At 37.1% G+C, this 20,536-nt stretch carries 20 protein-coding genes; 11 read left to right on the forward strand and 9 right to left on the reverse strand.

The annotated features are described in order from the left end of the window. Positions 1-177 precede the first annotated feature (177 nt). Positions 178-747 carry a PhnA domain-containing protein gene (locus tag ABD005_RS07575; RefSeq protein ID WP_343816744.1) on the forward strand — a complete coding sequence of 190 codons (570 nt, stop codon included), beginning with the start codon at positions 178-180 and terminating at the stop codon, positions 745-747. Positions 748-837: 90 nt separating this feature from the next. On the opposite strand, the gene fur is transcribed toward ABD005_RS07575, so the two are convergent. From fur to ABD005_RS07600, 5 genes are all read right to left on the reverse strand, one after another. Next, positions 838-1,281, reverse strand: coding sequence for a ferric iron uptake transcriptional regulator (gene fur / locus ABD005_RS07580; RefSeq protein ID WP_215978833.1), 444 nt, complete (start codon positions 1,279-1,281; stop codon positions 838-840). A 190-nt stretch (positions 1,282-1,471) separates the two neighbouring features. Then, positions 1,472-1,996 carry a flavodoxin FldA gene (gene fldA / locus ABD005_RS07585; protein ID WP_215978834.1) on the reverse strand — a complete coding sequence of 175 codons (525 nt, stop codon included), beginning with the start codon at positions 1,994-1,996 and terminating at the stop codon, positions 1,472-1,474. Between the two features lie 34 nt (positions 1,997-2,030). Further along, a complete protein-coding gene (gene ybfE, locus ABD005_RS07590) occupies positions 2,031-2,312 on the reverse strand; it encodes a LexA regulated protein (protein ID WP_215978835.1) in 282 nt (93 codons plus the stop codon). A gap of 3 nt (positions 2,313-2,315) precedes the next feature. After that, positions 2,316-2,537 (reverse strand): DUF2788 domain-containing protein, encoded by a 222-nt coding sequence (locus tag ABD005_RS07595; protein WP_215978836.1) that lies wholly within the window; start codon positions 2,535-2,537, stop codon positions 2,316-2,318. A 178-nt stretch (positions 2,538-2,715) separates the two neighbouring features. Further along, complete coding sequence (locus ABD005_RS07600) at positions 2,716-3,507, reverse strand: alpha/beta fold hydrolase (protein ID WP_343816746.1); 792 nt, start codon at positions 3,505-3,507, stop codon at positions 2,716-2,718. 165 nt (positions 3,508-3,672) lie between these two features. Here ABD005_RS07600 and seqA point away from each other — a divergent pair, with 165 nt between their 5' ends. Beyond that, entirely contained in the window at positions 3,673-4,305 is a 633-nt protein-coding gene (seqA, locus tag ABD005_RS07605) for a replication initiation negative regulator SeqA (RefSeq protein ID WP_343816748.1), read from the forward strand. A 100-nt stretch (positions 4,306-4,405) separates the two neighbouring features. After that, positions 4,406-6,055: a phosphoglucomutase (alpha-D-glucose-1,6-bisphosphate-dependent) gene (pgm, locus tag ABD005_RS07610; RefSeq protein WP_343816749.1), complete on the forward strand. Its 1,650-nt coding sequence runs from the start codon at positions 4,406-4,408 to the stop codon at positions 6,053-6,055. 141 nt (positions 6,056-6,196) lie between these two features. On the opposite strand, the gene ABD005_RS07615 is transcribed toward pgm, so the two are convergent. Both ABD005_RS07615 and ABD005_RS07620 read right to left on the reverse strand, forming a co-directional pair. Beyond that, positions 6,197-7,408, reverse strand: a complete 1,212-nt coding sequence (locus tag ABD005_RS07615; RefSeq protein WP_343816750.1) for an ABC transporter permease — start codon at positions 7,406-7,408, stop codon at positions 6,197-6,199. Between the two features lie 16 nt (positions 7,409-7,424). Then, on the reverse strand, positions 7,425-8,342 hold the full coding sequence (locus tag ABD005_RS07620; protein ID WP_343816751.1) for an ABC transporter ATP-binding protein: 918 nt from the start codon (positions 8,340-8,342) through the stop codon (positions 7,425-7,427). Between the two features lie 264 nt (positions 8,343-8,606). Here ABD005_RS07620 and ABD005_RS07625 point away from each other — a divergent pair, with 264 nt between their 5' ends. The 3 genes from ABD005_RS07625 (at position 8,607) to ABD005_RS07635 (ending at position 10,383) form a co-directional block, all read left to right on the forward strand. Beyond that, complete coding sequence (locus ABD005_RS07625) at positions 8,607-8,819, forward strand: hypothetical protein (protein WP_343816752.1); 213 nt, start codon at positions 8,607-8,609, stop codon at positions 8,817-8,819. 65 nt (positions 8,820-8,884) lie between these two features. Continuing rightward, positions 8,885-9,400 (forward strand): MgtC/SapB family protein, encoded by a 516-nt coding sequence (locus ABD005_RS07630; RefSeq protein ID WP_215978852.1) that lies wholly within the window; start codon positions 8,885-8,887, stop codon positions 9,398-9,400. A gap of 161 nt (positions 9,401-9,561) precedes the next feature. Next, a complete protein-coding gene (locus ABD005_RS07635; RefSeq protein WP_343816753.1) occupies positions 9,562-10,383 on the forward strand; it encodes a M90 family metallopeptidase in 822 nt (273 codons plus the stop codon). A gap of 57 nt (positions 10,384-10,440) precedes the next feature. Here the strand turns inward: ABD005_RS07635 and ABD005_RS07640 are convergent, their stop codons facing one another. Then, positions 10,441-11,838 carry an MATE family efflux transporter gene (locus ABD005_RS07640; protein WP_343816754.1) on the reverse strand — a complete coding sequence of 466 codons (1,398 nt, stop codon included), beginning with the start codon at positions 11,836-11,838 and terminating at the stop codon, positions 10,441-10,443. Between the two features lie 493 nt (positions 11,839-12,331). Between ABD005_RS07640 and ABD005_RS07650 the strand changes: the two genes are divergently transcribed. From ABD005_RS07650 to ABD005_RS07670, 5 genes are all read left to right on the forward strand, one after another. Continuing rightward, entirely contained in the window at positions 12,332-13,180 is an 849-nt protein-coding gene (locus tag ABD005_RS07650; RefSeq protein WP_343816755.1) for a metalloregulator ArsR/SmtB family transcription factor, read from the forward strand. Between the two features lie 64 nt (positions 13,181-13,244). After that, a complete protein-coding gene (locus ABD005_RS07655; RefSeq protein ID WP_343816756.1) occupies positions 13,245-14,255 on the forward strand; it encodes an ArsJ-associated glyceraldehyde-3-phosphate dehydrogenase in 1,011 nt (336 codons plus the stop codon). A 56-nt stretch (positions 14,256-14,311) separates the two neighbouring features. Then, complete coding sequence (gene arsJ / locus ABD005_RS07660; RefSeq protein ID WP_343816757.1) at positions 14,312-15,565, forward strand: organoarsenical effux MFS transporter ArsJ; 1,254 nt, start codon at positions 14,312-14,314, stop codon at positions 15,563-15,565. Positions 15,566-15,745: 180 nt separating this feature from the next. After that, complete coding sequence (locus ABD005_RS07665; RefSeq protein ID WP_343816758.1) at positions 15,746-16,489, forward strand: AsmA family protein; 744 nt, start codon at positions 15,746-15,748, stop codon at positions 16,487-16,489. A 236-nt stretch (positions 16,490-16,725) separates the two neighbouring features. Next, the gene (locus tag ABD005_RS07670; protein ID WP_343816759.1) at positions 16,726-19,566 is read left to right on the forward strand and encodes a response regulator; all 2,841 of its coding nucleotides are present in this window, start codon (positions 16,726-16,728) and stop codon (positions 19,564-19,566) included. A gap of 112 nt (positions 19,567-19,678) precedes the next feature. Here the strand turns inward: ABD005_RS07670 and ABD005_RS07675 are convergent, their stop codons facing one another. Continuing rightward, the gene (locus tag ABD005_RS07675) at positions 19,679-20,035 is read right to left on the reverse strand and encodes a hypothetical protein (RefSeq protein ID WP_215980458.1); all 357 of its coding nucleotides are present in this window, start codon (positions 20,033-20,035) and stop codon (positions 19,679-19,681) included. Positions 20,036-20,536: the final 501 nt, after the last annotated feature.

Below are 20,536 nucleotides of genomic sequence, written 5' to 3' on the forward strand. Positions count from 1 at the left end.
GCTTACTTATAATTATTATCAAAGAGGGCTAGTTTTTATCATTTAACGGCTGCAATTGTCTAGGGTAATTCGTTAAACACAGTGAATAAAGAGGTAAGCTGACTTTTACGTAGAAATATAAATCGATGAGCGTATAATTGCGGCACTTAAAGTCCCTATATTTTATCAGGAATTACAATGGCTACTGAAAATGCCTTAAAAAACCGTAGCAATAGCAGTTGCGAGCTTTGTACAGCATCAAGTAATTTATCGGTGTATCCGGTACCTCCAACGAGCGATCTAAGTGCGCAACAGTCGATTTATCTGTGTCAAACGTGTTTAGCGCAAATTGAAGGTGAACAAGCCTTAGATATCAATCATTGGCGCTGTTTAACCGATAGTATGTGGAATCAAGAGCCCGCAGTACAAGTAATGTCGTATCGCCTTTTACATAAGCTATCGTCAGAAAGCTGGGCACAAGACGCCTTAGATATGATTTACTTAGAAGATGATGTCAGAACATGGGCTGAGCAAGGTATTGCGGCTGAGCGCAGCAATGGACCAACCCGAGATAGTAACGGCGCAGAATTACAAGATGGCGACAATGTTACCTTAATTAAAGATCTTAAAGTTAAAGGTGCAAACTTTACCGCCAAGCAAGGTACTATGGTACGTGGTATTACTTTAACGGATAATCCAGAGCACATTGAAGGTAAAGTTAATGGTACTCGTATTGTATTAGTGTCAGCTTACTTGAAAAAAGCTTAATAAAGCTAAAATTATACTGAAATGTGTTTAAAAAAACGGGTATTACCGATGAGAGTAATACCCGTTTTTTAGATTTTTATAGTGATTAGACTACTGATTGCTCTTGCGATAGTTATCACAAGCATCTTGATCTTCACATTCACCGTAAAGGTATAAGCTGTGATTAGTTAGTTTGATTTTATGAGACACAGCAACATCACGTTGTCTTTGCTCAATCACTTCATCTTCAAATTCAACTACTTTACCGCATTTTAAACACACTAAATGATCGTGGTGATTTTTATGTGATAGTTCGAATACTGACTTACCACCTTCAAAATGGTGACGAGTAACAATACCTGCGTCATCAAATTGGTTTAATACACGATAAACCGTAGCAAGACCAATCTCTTCGTTTTGCTCAAGTAATATTTTATAGACATCTTCAGCACTGATATGTTGATTATTAGGCTGTTGAAGAATACTTAAGATTTTGATTCTCGGAAGGGTGATTTTTAAACCCGCTCTTTTAAGCTCTTCGTTTTGTTCAGCCATATTGTAAAGTCTCTAAAAGTTAAAAATAATATATATGCAAAAGTATAGGGGGTTCTGATGCAAGAGAAAAGCTTTAGTTTTAATCTTTGATATTTTGATGCTTTTTGTACAAAAAACATCAAAAAAAAGCCCGTTATTAGGGCTTTTTTCCAATTAAACCTTACAAAAAATAAGGTTTATATTGTTGATATTAACTAAACTCAGCTAAACACATTTCATCATTAAGTTGTTCAACCCATTTTGAAACACGCTCGTCGGTTAATTCACTTTGTCTGTCTTCATCAACACATAAGCCAATGAAAGTATTTTCATCAACTAAGGCTTTTGAAGCTTCAAACTCATAACCTTCAGTTGGCCAATTACCCACAACAATAGCGCCTTTAGACTCAACAATGTCTTTTAATGGCTCCATTGCATCACAAAAATATTCGGCGTAATCTTCTTGATCGCCTAAACCGTATATAGCAACTAGCTTGTCAGTAAAGTCTATTTGCTCTAATTCAGGTAAAAAATCGTCCCAATCACATTGGTTTTCACCGTAGTACCAAGTAGGGATACCTAAAATGATTAAATCAAATTCAGCGATCTCTTCTTTTGTACTTTTTGCGATATCTTTAACATCGATTAATTTTTTACCCAGCTTTTTCTGGATCATTTTACCTACGGCTTCGGTATTACCTGTGTCACTACCGAAGAATAAACCTACGATTGCCATGAATTATTACCTTCTTAATACAAATTTAAATAAACTATTCTGCTTTTGTTGCTAGTGATTCAATCAAAAGCGACTCTATTAATTCACTACGACTTACTTGTTGTGCTTGCGCTAATTCTTCGAGTTTCTCAAACAAGCTATGATGAATTTTAAATTCAACGCGTTTTAAGCCTTTATTTTTATCTCGTTTAACTTGGTTTCTTTTATTAATTCTTATTTGAACGTTACGAGGGTGTGGACTTGTTTTTGGTCTACCTGGACGTTTTTCATCTTGAAATAAGTCAATCGTGGTCAGGTCTGTTGCTTCTTTTGCCATGAACTAACCAACCCCCTGGCTTTCCCAGATGAATTGAATTATGCCTTTAGCAATAAATCCCATACAGCCTAAAAACAAGACAAAATAAACGACTATTTTACCATTTTTAGGTACATTGTTTTTATTCATCACATCATGAATGGATAACCCGATAAAGCCAAAAATAAAAAGAAAAAATAAGTTAAGGCCAATTGCCTCAATAAGCTCTAAATGCTCTGCTAACATAGTGATTTAGGATTTTTAAAATACCAAGCCAAAAAATTAGCGGCATTATAACATATCACCAGCGCCATACCATTAGCATTTAGCGTTACCACTCAAATAAGAATAATAATCGTTTATTATTCTTGTTATTTGTATTTTGATCAAGTGGCAACGACTAAAATTTATTAAGGGTTATCGTTTATGCTAAAAAGTCAGTCACAATTTTGTTAAAAGCAATGGTTTTTTCTGCATGTAACCAGTGACCTGCACCTTGAATTATTTTAGCTTTACTATTAGGGAGTAGTGTAGCAATAGCCGCTTTATGCTCCGCTAGGATATAATTTGAATTTCCGCCTTTAATAAAGAGGGTTTCACCGAGAAAAGGGGGCTCATTTATATTTTGCTTACTCGGTAAGTAGTTTGCTTGCATTATTTGTGGGTAACACTGGGCAATGAAATCTACCTGGCATTTAAAGGCCCATTGTTTATTTTCATTAAGCGCTAGATTACGTAATAAGAACTGTCTAACACCTTTATCATCTACATAAGCACTTAGTTGTTGGTCTGCATCTGAACGTTTTTCTACTCGACTAAAATCAATAGATTGTAAACCTTTAATAATTTCATTATGGTGAGGTGGGTAAGCAACAGGGGCTATATCAGCGACAATTAATTTTTTTACGCGCTGAGGGTGTTCAAGAGCCACTTGCATCGCAATTTTCCCGCCCATTGAATGACCTAATACATAAGCGACATCTATTTTTAAGTGATCCAGTAATTCAATAATATCGAGCGCTAAACGTGAATAATTCATATCGGCGCGGTGAAAAGAATTACCGTGGTTAGCCACATCAACGCTGGTGACACAATACTCTTGAGCAAGCGGTTTTGCTACCATATTGAGGTTTTCTAAGCTGCCAAATAAGCCATGAATTAACACTACGTGTTCACCTTGGCCTTGCTGTTGGTAGTTAAGGAGTTGTTCGGTCATTGTCTTTATATACCTAAAAATAATAATTGTGCGAGCGTCGTAGCCATAGTCGTGCGCTAAAGCGGCAATTTTATCATGAAATGAAACTTTTACCCAAGTGGCTATAGCGAGTTATAACAAAGCTCAGTATAATCGCGTAGTGAATAAAATAAGTTAAGGGTATGAATGAAAAACATTGAGATAGATGAAGAGCTTTATCAATTTATTGCAACCAATACACAATTTATTGGCGAAAGTGCTTCGGCCATTTTACGTCGTTTGCTCAATTTAGAAGAAGCAAAACCAGAAGAACAGGTTAGTGTAACTAAACCTGTGGTAGCTAAAGTCGTTGAAAGCACTAATGATGATGTTGTTGCTGGTAAACCAGCTACTAAAGCGGCAAAAGTAAGTTCTTCTGTAACAGCCAATAAAACAACTACCCCAGCGAGTAAAGAGATTACTTCGACTGATAACATTACCCATGACAGTGTTTTTAACTTCATTAATAAAGAAGAATTAGCAATGCAGCGTGGTGCTGTTGGTCGATTTTTACTTATTTTAGCGGCACTCTATCGTGCACATCCGCAGCAATTTGATGTGGTGACCGATATTAGTGGTCGCGATCGTTTATATTTTGCTGATAGCGAAAGTGAATTGGCCGAAAGTGGTAGTAGTACTAAACCACGCCAAATACCTGATAGTCCTTTCTGGGTTATTACTAACTCGAATACTACACGTAAAAAAATGATGTTAACTAAAGCCGCGATGTCATTAGGTTATAGTGACGCTGATGTAGAAAAAATTCGCGAACTGCTTTAACCATACGGTGATAAATAAGTCACTTTATGTCACTAGCTGTTGCAGCATACAATAGTATTAAGTGAACATGCTTAAATTTTTATAGCTAATAAGGAACATTATGAGTATTCATGCCAGGGCAGGGATGCCAGCAAGCGCCCAACAACGAATGAACGTTGCTCAACTAGTGAGTGATTATTTTTTACTAACACCTGATAGTGAAGCTATTGCGGAGCAAGTGAGCTTTGGTACTTCTGGTCATAGAGGTTGTGCTACTCATAAAAGCTTTAACGAAGCCCATATTGTTGCTATTTGTCAGGCAGTAGCAGAATATCGCCTTGAGCAAGGTATTAAAGGACCTTTATATTTAGGTAAAGATACTCACGCTTTATCAGAGCCCGCTTTTGCAAGCGCATTGTCAGTATTAATTGCTAATGGTGTTGCTGTTATTGTGCAAGCCGATGATGGCTTTACGCCAACCCCGGTTATTTCACGGTTAGTTATTTGTCATAATCGTGAAAACTCAACTGCGTTAGCTGATGGCTTGATTATTACACCGTCGCATAATCCGCCAAGTGATGGCGGTATTAAATATAATCCTCCCCATGGCGGGCCTGCCGAAGGGCATATTACTCAACAAATAGAGCAGCGTGCTAATCAATTGATTAAAATGGGCTTAACGGAAGTATTAACTATTCCTTATGCGCAAGCACAAATTTCGCCTTTATTAACTAAACAAAACTTTATTCAGTTTTATACAGAGCAACTTGCACAAGTAATTGACTTACAAGCAATCGCCAAGGCGAATGTTCGTATAGGGGCAGATCCATTAGGTGGCTCAGGTATTGATTATTGGCCCGTTATTGCTAAGCAATATCAACTCGATATTACCGTGGTCAATGATGTTGTTGATAGTCGTTTTGCATTTATGCCATTAGATAAAGATGGCAAAGTACGCATGGATTGTTCATCGCCTTATGCGATGGCGGGTCTGATTGCAATGAAAGATGATTTTGATATCAGCATTGGTAATGATCCCGACTTTGATCGCCATGGTATTGTTACCAAAACGGGCGGTTTGATGAACCCTAACCATTATTTAGCTGTTGCTATTCATTATTTAATGACGCATAGAAACTGGCCACTAGACGCTAAAATAGGTAAAACTTTAGTATCAAGCGCACTGATTGATAGGGTTGCGAAGAGTATTAATAAAAAAATATCAGAAGTGCCTGTTGGTTTTAAATGGTTCGTTGATGGTTTAGTTGATGGTAGTTATGCCTTTGGCGGCGAAGAAAGTGCGGGTGCTTCGTTTTTAGCACTAGATGGTAGTACTTGGACCACTGATAAAGATGGCTTTATTTTAGGTTTATTAGCCGCTGAAATTTTAGCGGTTACCGGGAAGGACCCTTATCAATATTACCTTGAACTGGTTGAAAATTTAGGACAGCCTTACTTTGGTCGTGTTGAAGCAGTCGCTTCATTAGCACAAAAATCAGCACTTAAATCGTTGTCAAAAAGTGATGTTAGTTCGACAGAGCTTGCAGGTGAAAAAATTATTGATATTCTTTCTCATGCTCCAGGTAATGGCGCCGCAATTGGTGGCATTAAAGTGATTACTGAAAATGGCTGGTTTGCAGCAAGACCATCGGGTACTGAAGATATTTATAAGATTTATGCAGAAAGCTTTATTAGTGATAAGCACTTGCAAAGTATTATTAATGAGGCGCAGATTCTTGTCAGTAAAGCCTTTAGTGATGCCGGTTTATAATCTTACTTTGTGAGCAAGCAGAAACAGTTTTAAGAAAATATAAACAAAGTAAGCATGCAATAAATGCCGCTATGTAAAGCAACATAACGGCGTAAAGCAGCATAACGGCATCATTTTTTACGTAAAAACGCGAATCTCCTTTTAGCTCTTACTTAACATCCACTTCATCATATCTTTTAAGCTTGGCTCTTTACCGTACATACTCATGCCCATTTTAAATAAGTTACCTGCTGAGGTTCTTATCCAAAAACATAACAATAAGGTGATTGTTAAAGACAAGAGCGGCTGCCATAACGGCAGGTCAATTAACGCCATTTTTACGGGCATAGCGGCAAATGCGGTTAATGGAAAAAAGCTTAAAAATGATAATGCCCAGCCAGACGGACTATCCATAGTAACAAAAGCTAGTACCATTGGGAGTAAAGGTAATAGCATAATACTGGTTTTGGCACTGTGATTAGGATCGTCAATAGCGGCGGCAATAGCCGCCATAAATGCGGTACAAAGGTAAACGCCTACTAATGCAAAAGGAATTAACCAAGGCAACAAGGCCCAATCTATAATGCTAAAGCTTAACGCTTTGTTACTGATAACAACGACAGTAAAAGCGTAGCCTAAAGCAGCAGTGATCATCATCGTAAACATTGCTTTTACTGAATGCAGCATTTGGCCAAATATTTTACCATCTATCCAGGTTTGTGGTGACATACAAGCATATAATTGCTCAGTAACTCGCTGCTGCTTTTCGCCAGTGATACTGACAAAAAGCTGACCAAAAGAAGTAAATATTCCCACGGATAAAATAACTAACATAGCAATCGCGGTGGCTTGTCCTGGGCTGCTTTCCGACTTGATGGTATCGTCTAAATAATGCTTTTCAAACGTAGCTGATTGATTTAATAACGCTAATTGCTCAGATGCTAAGCCTAAGCTGCTCGCATATTGTAAGGTGTATTGCTGGTTTAGCGTTTGCTCTAATTCATTGAGCCAACTTTGTTTGTCTTTGCTGTAAATAGAGACTTTTACTTGCATGTCTTTTTGCTGCGCAGGCGCTTCAACTAAGAGAGCATCCCAGCTATCCTCTTGGGCTAACTGTTGTTTAAGCTCTTCAAGTGGCTTATTAGTTGCAATAAACTCAAATTGACCATGGCTTTGTAAGTTGCTGACATGGTTAGGCACGGCAATTTTATATACGGTCATTTGATCATCTTTAATATGCTGCCACAGCATAACGACTAAAGCGAAAGCAATTAAAATCAATTTTGAGATAATTTCTTGCTTCCATTTAAAAAAGTGCATGAATTCCCATGACGTAACTAACCAAACTTGTTGTTTTCTAGTGATTTTATTCATTAACTGATGCTCCATTTTATGTACCGTGGTTAGCAATGGCATTAAGGTATAATTGGTGTAAATCCATTTCTTTACTGTGCAACGCGGTTAAATCGCCTAACGCGGTTATTTTACTTAAAGCATCATTAATCGAGTGTTGAGCTGATAAGCTAAGTAGCAGGGTTGTTGGGTTAAGTAATTGATAATCAGCTTCTTGAAACTGTTGTTTAAGCTGTTCAGTAGTTACTGGCTTTGCAAAGTGCGCGTTAAGTTGAGCTGTGCTACCAACTTGTTGCTGAATATCCGTTAAACTACCATATAAAACCGCTTCACCTAAATTCATTAATAACATTCTATCGGCGAGTTTTTCTACCATCGCCATTTGATGAGCACTTAAAATTACCGTCATACCTTGAGCCTTTAACTCAGATAAAAAGGTCACCACTTTTTCTTGATTAACGGGATCAAGCCCCGAAAAAGGCTCATCAAGAATCACCCACTTAGGTTGGTGAATTACGGCGGTAATTAATTGTACTTTTTGCTGATTACCCTTTGATAGGGTTTTGAGTTGATCATCAATTCTATCGAGTAAATCAAAGCGCTCTAACCAATACTTAGCGCGGGTTAATGCGCTTTTTTTGTCAACGCCATTCAATTGGGCAAAATACAGTAAGTTTTTTACAACGGTTTTTTCTGGATATAAGCCGCGATCTTCAGGTAAGTAGCCTAAAGTATAAGCTGGTATTGAAGTGTGCTTTTCGCCGTCAATAGTTAATGAAATATCGCCGCTATCAGGTGAAGTAAAGCCTGTTAACATTCTAACTAGTGAAGATTTACCCGCACCATTTGGTCCAAGTAAGGCAAATATTTCTCCTTGTTGTACGTTAAATGACAGTTTTTTAATTGCGGTAACATTGGCATATTTTTTTTGTATATTGTTAACCAATAACTCCATGTTTATTCCTTGCTTGTTAGGTTTTATTCGCCAAATTGAATAAATTTATAAATTACTACTGAACATAGTCGTTGGTTTTTCGTTTTTATTACAAAATAATTTGAATTGAAGTTAAATTAAGTAAATTTATTGTTAATGAACATTAAAGAGATGCTACCGATAAAAAAAACTAGCTAGTACGACAAAAATTTTTCACTTTCAATTATCGATAAAAATAGCGACTATCCACCAAAATATTATTCCTCAATAACACAAGAGAAAACCATGAATACTGACTCGACTTCACTAGCGAATGATGAAATTGAATTAGAGATAGCTATGCGTAACGAACACTCACATTCTAAAAAATTTAGAGATAGAGTCGAAGGCGCAGGCCGAAAAAAACAGGCGAGTAAAAAGGCCCGTAAAAAAGGTCATGATGTTTTTGATGATGACGACTATAACGATGATGGCTATAACAACGATTATCATAACTAACATTTTATAGTTACACTGATTAGTGAATATAGGGTTGTTTACAACCCTATTGAAAGGAAAAACTCATTAACGATTCTTTTATTAACAGTTTTATCAATATTGCTCCTTACGATTTGTCCGCAATATTAACCTGTATATTTTGTGGCAGCATGATTGGTTTAGAGCGACAACTTCGTGGCAAACCCGTTGGTATCAGAACATCAACACTAGTGGTACTTGGCACATATATTTTTGTTGCAACCGCGACAATTGTCAGTACGGAAGTTTCAGACCCTTCAAGAATTATTGGTCAAGTTATTACTGGCGTTGGCTTTTTAGGTGCTGGGGTTATGTTGGCAAAAGATGGCGCAGTGGTTGGAGTCACATCAGCAGCAACGATTTGGATATTATCTGCTATAGGTATTAGTATTTCACACGGCTATTATCAAACCTCTATCTTTTTTGCTGCCTTAGTTGTTGGTATTTTATTTGGCGTAGACTTACTTGAAGAGTACTCGCAACTATTTACCCGTGGTGTACATAGCAAATATAAAAAATGGAAAACCAAACCTAGCCGGTTTATCGATACCCACCCTAAATAGCTCACTTGCGGTATGTAAGGTTGGGAGGCACGCAAAGTATTTGTAGTAAAGTGCTTGATATTTGAACCATTGATACCAATCTCATCATAATACTATACTCAGTTTGGCTTACTTATTATGTAAAACCTAAGTCAAATTGAACACCTTACCGAGTGTTTATTATGTTGTCTTATTTATTACCCCTTATTATCGCTATTGCTATTATTGGTACTATGGCAGCACAGCCTTATTGGCGAGAATACCAGCGTGATAAAATAAGGCAGCAGCCGTTTAAAAAAGCTTGGCGTAAAATTCTGCAACAACGTATGCCTTACTTTAGACAAATGCCTGCCGATTTGCAGTTACAGCTTAAACAACATATTCAAGTATTTTTAGCTGAAAAAGAGTTTGTTGGTTGTAATGGGGTTAAAATAACCGATGAAATTAGGGTAACTGTTGCAGCACAAGCGTGTTTGTTGTTACTCAATCGTAAAACAAACTTCTACCCTAAATTACGCTCTATTTTGGTTTACCCAAGCGCTTTTGTGAAAGAACAACAGAGTCTTACTGTTGATGGTTTACAATATAAACAAAAAATTGCGCTAGCAGGTGAGTCATGGGAGTTTGGTAAAGTCGTATTATCTTGGCAAGATACTTTAGATGGCGCTGAACTACCTAATGATGGTCGTAATGTTGTTATTCATGAGTTTGCTCATCAGTTAGATCAAGAAAGCGGTAAAGCTAACGGAGCCCCTATTTTAGAAAAAGGGCAAACATATCAGTGTTGGTCTGAAGTTTTCTCTAAACAATTTTCATTACTGCAACACCAAGCGCAAACTGGGGAGCCTTCAATATTTGATTATTATGGCGCGACTAACCCTGCTGAATTTTTTGCAGTGGCAAGTGAAGTTTTTTTTGAAAAAGGTAAAGCACTTGCACAGCAACACCCTAAACTGTATCGACAATTAAGCCACTACTACCAAGTCGATCCCGTGCATTGGTAAACATTTGTTAAGTATCTCTCAAATCGAGTTCAGGTTAGTTAGCACTTAAGCTTTTCGTTATAATGGTGGGCTTTTCATTACCTCTTTCGTAGGTAATGTATCAAGGTTTTCTTGTGGTTGTGTGGATAAGCGTTTTTTAAACTCTCGTTTTAGTAAATACAAACTCACCGCTGCTTGTATGCAAACAGTGGCTACTGACACATACCAAAGCTGCTCAATGGTAAATTGCGCTTGTTGCGATAACCAAATAGCCGGAATAATAAACGTAGTTAAGCGTACCGCTGTGCTGATTAAAGCCGGTACGGTATTACCTAATGCTTGGAACATGCCTGAGCAGGTAAATGCTAACCCTGATGGAATAAAGTTGAAGCAAATAATTTGCAAAAATACTGTGCTAGTAAGTAGTACGTTATTATTGTCAGTAAACCCTTGTAACATCAATTCGGGCTGAGCTAAGCACGCAAGTGTAATTAAGGTCATAAACGAGCAAGTCATTATTGCGGTCCACGTAAATGTTTCTTTTACGCGAGCATAATTTTTAGCGCCGAAGTTTTGACCTGCAATGGCCGGCGCTGCAAAAGCAATAGCCATCGCAGGTAAAAATAGTGATTGCATAATACGAGAGCCTAACCCAAAGCCTGCCTGAGCATCTGCGCCAAAGGGCTGAATTAGCCAGTAAATACTGCCCATATAAATAAACATTAAGAAAAATTCACCACCAGCGGGTAAGCCAATAACAAGTAACTTCTTAATGCGTGGCAAGTCTATTCGCCATAATGAAAAATCAATATAGATATATTTTTCAGCTACTTTAAAGTAATAACATAACAGTATCACCGCAAAAATAACCGACAACGAGCTAGCCAATCCAGCACCAGCAATGCCCATGGCATAACCTGTTCCAAAGCCTTCAATTAATATTGGTGAGAGAACTATATTAAGTAAAATAGACAAGGTTTGAATGATCATCGTTGGCTTGACGATGCCGGTTCCACGTAAAGCGGCACTGATCGACACCATAACAAACTGTAATGCCATACAAGGAATAAACCAATGTAGGTAAGTTAATCCCATGGCAATGGTTTCAGGGTCTTGAGATATATTACTTAGATAAGTTTCTGCGCTAAGGTAGCCAAGAATACAAACAACCACACCTATCACACTAGAAAGCATCATTGACTGATTAAAAATATCATTCGCTTCATGGTGTTGCTTAGCGCCAACCGCATGAGCAATAAGTGATGCGGTACTTACATTAAGAATTTGCGTTAAAGCGAAAATTAAAAACATTGCATTACCGGCCAAGCTTAAACCGGCTAATGCAGCGGCACCAAGCTTACCAACAAAGTACAAGTCGACAATAAAGTACAGGGTTTGAATAAACATACCTATCATCATTGGCGTGGCCATGGTGATTAAATGTTTAGGGATAGAGCCTTGGCTAAGATCTTTCATGAAGGAAATGTCCGTATATAACTACATTGATAGTGGCGAAGTAAAGCGCTGTAAACAATCCGAGTTCAGGCTAAATAATTGTTAGCAAGATAGCACATTGTATACCTTAGTTGCTATGGATGTGTATTTGATTCTAGGGGCTGTTGCTCTTTAGCGGTTAACTTTTGTCCGAGATAAAAGGCTTTTAATCGCGACGGACAGCGTTTGTTGGTAATTTTTACGTCGTTATAGACTTTTTATGTGGCGCTACATGGATGTAGCCTATTAGACAATGTTGGAACATATTGTCCTGAATAACCACACGACAAAGGCTCTGCCTGGTATAAACACTCAATAAAAAGCTGCAAAAACAATCTCGAAAGCTCAACAGCCCTAGTGAGTTGCTAGCGCATTTATCTCAATAAATACTTTTCGTAAAATTATCTTATAAAAATAATTGTATATATGTTTTTTCGTATATATAGTTGTTTGCATTAATAAGTGAGGTAATTTTATGACAACGCTGAATTCGCCAAAAAAGACGTTACTGTTTTTGTGTACAGGTAACTCTGCCCGTTCGCAAATGGCAGAGGTATTACTTCGCTCTAAAGCTGAAAAATTATTTGACGTATACAGCGCAGGAACACACCCCGAAGGTGTTGATGAAAGAACCCTTACCGCCTTAACCAAGTATGGCTTGCCAACCACCAATTTAACCTCAAAAAGTATTGATACTTTTTCAGGTGTCTCGTTTGATTATGTGATCACCTTATGTGATAACGCGAGCAATGAATGTCGTTCTCACCCGGGTGCTAAAAAACAGCTGGCATGGGATTTTCCTGATCCGAAAAAAATGACTGACTTAGATGCTTTTGCTGTCACATTACATTATTTAGACAAGCGGTTAGCATTATTTTTAGCACTTGAAGTTAAATCAAATCTTAACGAAAGTCAGTTTACTAAAGATACTGTGACAGAAGCATTAGCGACTACAGGTGAAGAGCACAGCGTTAACATTGACCCCGTTAGTTTTTATAAATGTCTCACCGATGATATTCGTCTGAAAACCTTAATGCTAACTAATTATCATGGTGAGTTATGTGTATGTGAGTTAATGGCAGCATTGAGTGAAGAGAGTCAACCAAAAGTTTCTCGTAACTTAGCCGTATTAAAAAAAGCTCAGTTACTGACGGGCAGAAAACATGGGCAGTGGATTTTTTATCGTATTAACCCCGCACTACCTTTATGGGTGAAAAATGTTATTGCTCAAACCACAGAAAATAATGTCTCGTTAATTCAAGCGAGTAATACGCAGTTATCAGTAATGTGTAATAGGCCAAATAAAGTAAGTTTTTGTGATTAAAAGACCTTTAACAATAAAGCGGTAAAAACAGAAGTATCTCAAATACATTTAACGGGAAAATATTATGACAATTAAAATAGGTATTAATGGTTTTGGCCGTATGGGACGTTTATCAATGCGCGCTGCATATGACTGGGATGATATTGAAATAGTACAAATTAATGATCCCGCAGGTGATGCGAAAACATTAGCACACTTAATGACATTTGATTCAGTACACGGCAAGTGGCATCACGAGGCAAGTTATCGTGATAACGTTATTGTAATTAACGGTAAAGAAATTCCTTGTACGCAAAACATTAAGGTAGATGATACTGACTGGTCAAACTGTGATGTTGTTATTGAAGCGTCAGGAAAAATTAAAACTAAAGCACTTTTACAAGCTTATCTTAACCAAGGCGTAAAACGTGTTGTGGTAACAGCACCGGTAAAAGAAGAGGGCGTATTAAATGTTGTCATGGGCGTTAATGAGCAGCTTTACGACAAAGCTATACACCCTATTGTTACTGCGGCTTCATGTACCACAAATTGTTTAGCGCCAGTTGTTAAAGTGATTCATGAAAAAATTGGTATTAAACATGGCTCAATGACAACGATTCATGACATTACTAACACGCAAACTATTTTAGATGCGCCACATAAAGATTTACGCCGTGCACGCGCTTGTGGCATGAGCTTAATTCCAACTACAACAGGATCTGCTACGGCAATTACCCATATATTTCCAGAGTTAAGTGGTAAGTTAAATGGTCATGCGATACGAGTACCGTTAGCGAATGCATCATTAACAGATTGTGTTTTTGAAGTAGCGCGTAATACCAATATTGAAGAGGTTAACCAGCTTTTAAAAACGGCAGCAGCAGGCGAACTTAACGGCATTATGGGCTTTGAAGAACGTCCTTTAGTGTCTATTGATTATAAAACCGATCCACGCTCAAGCATTATTGATGCGCTCTCCACTATGGTAGTAAACGATACCCAAGTTAAATTATATGTTTGGTACGACAATGAGTGGGGGTATGCAAATCGTACTGCGGAGTTAGCTCGTATGGTTGGCTTAGCAGATCAAAGCTAAAAAACGTGCTGTTGAGAGTGGTAAACTTCAATAAATATAAATAAGGTAAACATAACATGGGTCTGTTGTCAGTAAAGGCACTACCAGATCAGGTAAAGCAATATTTAATTATCACAGGTAATTATTGGGCTTTTACCTTAACCGACGGTGCATTACGCATGTTGGTGGTGTTGTATTTTCATCAATTAGGTTACAGCGCGTTTAATATTGCGATGCTGTTTTTATTTTATGAAATTTTTGGCGTTATCACTAATTTAGTTGGCGGCTGGTTAGGTGCAAAGCTAGGGCTGAATAAAACCATGAATATTGGTTTGGGCTTGCAAGTCGCAGCGTTAGCAATGCTCACCGTATCTGCCGATATGCTTACTGTTACTTATGTTATGGCCGCTCAGGCATTATCGGGTATTGCAAAAGATCTTAATAAAATGAGCGCTAAAAGCTCTATTAAGTTATTAGTCCCTGATAGTGCTCAAGGAAAACTGTACCAATGGGTGGCATTATTAACCGGTTCAAAAAATGCCCTTAAAGGCGTCGGATTTTTTTTAGGAGGCGTTTTACTTAGCCTATTTGAATTTCGTGGCGCAATTATCATTATGATGACGCTGCTGTTTATTGTATGGGTATTGAGTTTAGTTTTTCTAAAAGATGATCTTAATTCAAAAGAAACTTCGCCTGAATGTTCAACAAGCAAACCTGAAAATGCTGCGATAAAATTTACACAGCTATTTTCAAAAAGCAAAGCGATTAATGTGCTTTCTGCCGCACGATTATTTCTCTTTGGTGCCAGAGATGTATGGTTTGTAGTGGCATTGCCCGTTTTTTTAGCCACTCATTTTGGTTGGGATCATTGGTGGGTTGGTACTTTTATGGCATCTTGGGTTATTGCTTATGGTGTCGTGCAGTCATTTGCGCCGTATTTTACGGGGAAAAAACAAGGAAAAGTACCAACAGGGCGAGCTGCTTTTTTATGGGCTAGTTACTTAACGCTTATTCCTGGGCTTATTGCGCTAGCACTGTATTTTAACTTTTATATTCAAAGCTCATTGATTATTAGTTTACTTATTTTTGGTGCTGTATTTGCGATAAACTCATCGCTGCATAGCTATTTAATTGTTAGTTATGCTCGTCATAAAGGCGTTTCACTTGATGTTGGCTTTTATTATATGGCTAATGCCATGGGAAGATTAACAGGCACAGTGCTTTCGGGGTGGGTTTATCAGTATCATGGTTTACAAGCCTGTTTGTGGATTTCTAGTGCCATGCTTTTAGTGGCCACCTTGTTATCGTTAGCGCTGCCAAAATCGCGTTAAGCCAAGCTTCTATGAAACGCGTTTAAGTTTATGGTGAATTAGCTAGATTTGGTTCACGTTTTTTAGTACGTTGAAACGTTATTACGGTATAATTTTATTAGACATTTTGGCTCAAAGCTACTTTCTCTAAGCGACTGTACGTGAAACTACGGAACTCTAAAATATTAAGGAACGTTAACCATGAAAAAATTTATACTCTTTACTGCTGTTTTATTGCTTATTGCTGGCGGTGCATTTTTGTTTCTAACAGGTGATGCGATTAATGCATTAGTAAAACAACAAATTGAAAAAATTGGTACCCAAGTTACCGGGCAGTCAGTTCGTGTGGCGAGTGTTGATTTAAAGTTATTAGAAGGGGCGGGCACTATAAAGGGGCTAGTACTCGCTAATCCAGAAAAATATACAGCGCCATCTGCGTTTTCATTAAATGAAGTTACCTTAGATATTAATCTTAAAAGCCTATCAACCGATTTAATTGTTATTGATCGCATTATTATTCATAGCCCAGAAGCGGTGGTTGAGTTTACCGAAAATGCTGGCGCTAACATGCAAGATATTTTAAATGAAATTAAAAAAAATACCGCAAGTGCAGGGCAATCTAACGCTGAAGCGCCTTCACAGAGTGCAAGTCAAGCTGATCCTATTGTTCGTGTTGACCAATTTGTGTTAGCGGGTGTTGCCTTAACGGTAGACTTAACTAAATTAGGTAATAAAGTACATCAAGCTACGTTAGCCGACATTACCTTAAATAATATTGGCGGTGATGCAGGTATGCCAGCAAGTCAACTGGGCGGTGAGTTAGCTAAACAAGCATTATCTTCTATTTTTAAACAAGCTAAAAAAGAACAAACGAACATTTTAAAAGAGCAAGCTAAAGATAAAGCCAAAGAAAAAATTGGTGGTTTTCTTAATAACTTAGGGTAGCGTTTTATTCAGGTAATATTTACCTAGAGCAGCTATTACATTTCTCAGCAACTTAATTGTACCTAGCGTACTTTAGTACGGTTAAGTTGCTGATTATTTTGTTGAGTAAGCATATTGACTATAAAGGGTTTAAATTACTCCTTACTCTCTGAGAAATATCATTTTTATTTAAAGTTCCCTCCCAAAAAGCTATAGATAAGCTACACTAAAAATACCTTGTCCTGTGCTCTTTTTCTATGAAGTTACGTAATCAAGTTTTAAGCGCTCTTATTTTTAGTGGATTATTACCACTTGCTATTGCCTTTTTATATGCTATTTGGCATAGCTCTATAACGACTAATGATTTGGTTATCAAATCAGTAAGCCATCGCTTAGCGCAATCATCAGCTGAGCTGGCAAGTTATTTTTCTGCTCGCGAAACTGAAATTGATTTATTAGCAAGTTTACCGCTTATTCAGTCAATGGACTTTCAAAAAGTACGTCCTTTTTTAATGAATACACTCGATAAAAAAAGTGCTTATTATGAAAAGTTTATTGTTGGTCGCACTGATGGCAGCTTTCATAACACTTCCGGAGGGAACCGCTTTGTTGATATGTTACGTACAGATGACGATAGTCAAAAAGACGGAACCCCTAGGAGTATTGCTCAACGAGATTATTGGTTAGAAACTATTGCTAATAATGTCACTGCAGAGCAAAAAGTTTATATTTCAAACCCGATGATTTCTTATACTACCGAGGTTAAGCAGATTGTTATCGCCGCATCTATTATTAATAATAAGCAGGTAGTTGGATTAATTGGTGGCTCTTTGCCATGGGAAAATATTCAACAGCGTATTAATAAAATACAAGATGAATTTAGTAATGAATTTGGTGGTTTAGCTAAAGTTGCGTTGATCAGTAGTGATGGTACCTATTGGTATCACTGGCAGCCAGATAAAGTTATTCATTTCAAACGGGGTGGTAATAATGATTTTATTTTGAATGCGTCAGGAGAAAAACAAACCGTATCAAGTAATATAAAAGATGAGTTTCCACAAAGCCCAACTAATTTATTAAATACTATTTTAACTGGCAAGAAAGCTTATATTGTTAATGAATTAACTTCATCAACATATCACCACCTATTTCAACCTATTGATAATTCAGGCTATACCTTGCAGCTTACCGTGGATGATAAGGTCTTAAGTGCCCCTACAAGTAACCTAATTAATGTACTGCTATTGATATTAATGATCTCAATTGCTGTTGCTTTGCTTGCAGTATACTTTTTATCTAAAAAGCTCACTCAACCACTATATGATTTTGCTAGCAAAATTAGCCTTGCTAAAAATAAACAACTAGCCCCAATTGCTTATACAACACATACCAAGGAGTTTAATGATTTATTTCAAGAGCTAAACAGGATGATAGTCACCATTTGTGATAATGAAAAAGCACTACGCATTAGTGAAGAGCGCTTTTCTGTTGCGATGAAAGGGGCGAATGATGGTTTATGGGACTGGAATTTACTCACCGATGAGGTCTATTTTTCACCGCGCTGGAAAGACATGCTTGGCTATCAAGAAAGCGAGTTAGCGAATAATGTTTCAACTTGGCAGGATCTTATTTTTGAGGAAGATCTTGAGGAAACATTAGATAGCTCGAATAAACAATTAAATGGGCAAGGTCATTATTACCGTATTGAATTTAGAATGAAGCATAAAAATGGCACATTAGTGAATGTGTTATCACGAGCGAGTATTATTTACGATGTAAAAACGCAGAAACCTATTCGGCTTGTAGGTACGCATGTAGATATTACGGATAGAAAAAAACAAGAATATCAACTTCACGCTATGAATAGTTTACTTGAAGAGCGAGTCGAAGCACGTACGAGTGAGCTGGCTAACTTGAATAGTCAATTAGTAAAAGCGACACAAGTCGCCGAGCACGCCAACCAAAGTAAAAGTTTATTTCTAGCTAATATGAGTCATGAAATCAGAACGCCAATGAATGGAGTTATTGGTTTAATCGAGCTCATTACACGAACCCCTTTAAATGCCCAGCAGCAAGAGTATTTAACTCAGCTACAACTCTCTTCAAATAATTTGATGCATATACTCAATGATATTTTGGATATTTCTAAAATAGAAGCGGGCAAGCTTTCTATAGAGCAGCAGCCTTTTGATTTTAAAGAAATGTTAACTAATGTCGTTAAGGTATTTGAACCTCAAATTCAAAAGAAAAAACTATCGTTAACCGTGAGTATTGCTGATGATATAGAAACAAATGTGATTGGTGATTCAGTGAGGTGCTCGCAAGTACTAACTAATTTAGTTAATAATGCTATCAAGTTTACCGAGGTCGGTGGTATTCGTATTATTGTTAATAACATTGAAAACAGTGAGTTAGTTTCTATAAAAGTTAGCGATACCGGTATTGGTATTAGTGAGCAGCAACAACAACGTTTATTTACATCATTTATGCAGGCTGATGACTCCACTTCGAGAAAGTTTGGGGGGACTGGGCTAGGGCTTGCAATCTCTCAACAGCTTGCCTGTTTAATGGGAGGAGCAATAACCTTACAAAGCAAATTAGGTGAAGGCAGTTGTTTTGAATTTAAGGTAAAACTCCCTATTGATAAAAGTAAACCGAGCACAGACGTTATGTCAGAGTCGAGCCAACATAACAATACGACTAAAAATAAAAGTTATATAGTGAGTGCTTTAATAGGGAAAAGAGTATTACTAGTGGAAGATAACCGAATTAATCGGTTGATTGCGGAGCAAATATTAAAGCAAGCGGGAATGAAAGTGTTCAGTGCAGAAAATGGTTTGCAAGCAGTGCAAATGGCAGAAGAGCACGCTTATGATGTTATTGTGATGGATATACAAATGCCTGTGATGGATGGTTATGAAGCAACACAAAAAATTAGACTGTTAGCACATCATGAAAAAACACCTATTATAGCAATGACTGCAAATGCTATGACTGATGATAAAGAGCGAAGTTTAGCGGTAGGTATGAATAAGCATTTAACCAAGCCTATCAAAGCAAATGAAGTGATAGCGGAGTTAAGCAAGTTTTTTACTTAAGCTGTAATTTAAGTTAGTTAAACTGCCTTCAGCTTAAAATTAAGGATTACTGGCGTGGTGATAACTTCCTTGTTATTACGGTAAAGCCAATAGCTAAACATCATTTATACCACTAACCCACGCTAACTAAATGTAATGGAGATTTTTTGGGCTCTGGCACAGTAACTGATTTTGAGACTCTTTCTTGGTTTTTATAACGATCAAACTCAACCTTTTTAACATCAATCTGCTGTAAGAACGCGGTAAATGCGGCAAAATCATCTCGCTCAAGATCTATGGTTGTATTAGTCATTAAGCCATCTACATAAGCTCTATCACCGTTAACATTAATGGTTGCTATAGCAGAGTAAGGCTTACCATACTCGTCAGCGCGTATAGCCCGTACTGTTTTTACCTCAAAGATCCAGTTATCTATTTTAATGCAACGTGATACTGCATTTAAATCAGCATCAGAAATAGTTTTAGACATGTTCGTTACCTTTAAATTATTAATATTATTAAGGTATTACCATAGTGATATATACCTAGGGCTTGATAAGTTAAATACCACAAGAAGAGAACTTATAAAGTGCATAAAATACGCCAGTTTATTAATTGTTTGTTTTTAAAGTGTTTATTAAAAAGAAGGTGGTAAAGCTGTTGTTATATAGCAACAGTAAGTATAAAAAAACACCATATAAACACTCGCTTTATCTTATTACTTATTTAATATATTTTAAATCATTGATTTATATATTTTTTGTTAACCCTTATTTTGTCGCTAAATGGCGACAGTTTAAGGTGGTTTTATGCTTAATTACTCTATTATAAATTGTTCAATAGACACTTTGCTTGAAGATAAAATAGCTTTAAAGCTCACTAGGTCATAACTTTAAGATCATAACTTTAAGGTAAGACACTCAAGACCATACAAGGTAACCTTAGCCGAATGCGCATAAGTAAACATCATAAGTAAACACCTAGTTGTGTA

The sequence above is a fragment of the Colwellia asteriadis genome (genome assembly GCF_039523295.1).
In the GTDB taxonomy this organism is placed as follows: Bacteria; Pseudomonadota; Gammaproteobacteria; order Enterobacterales; family Alteromonadaceae; genus Colwellia; species Colwellia asteriadis.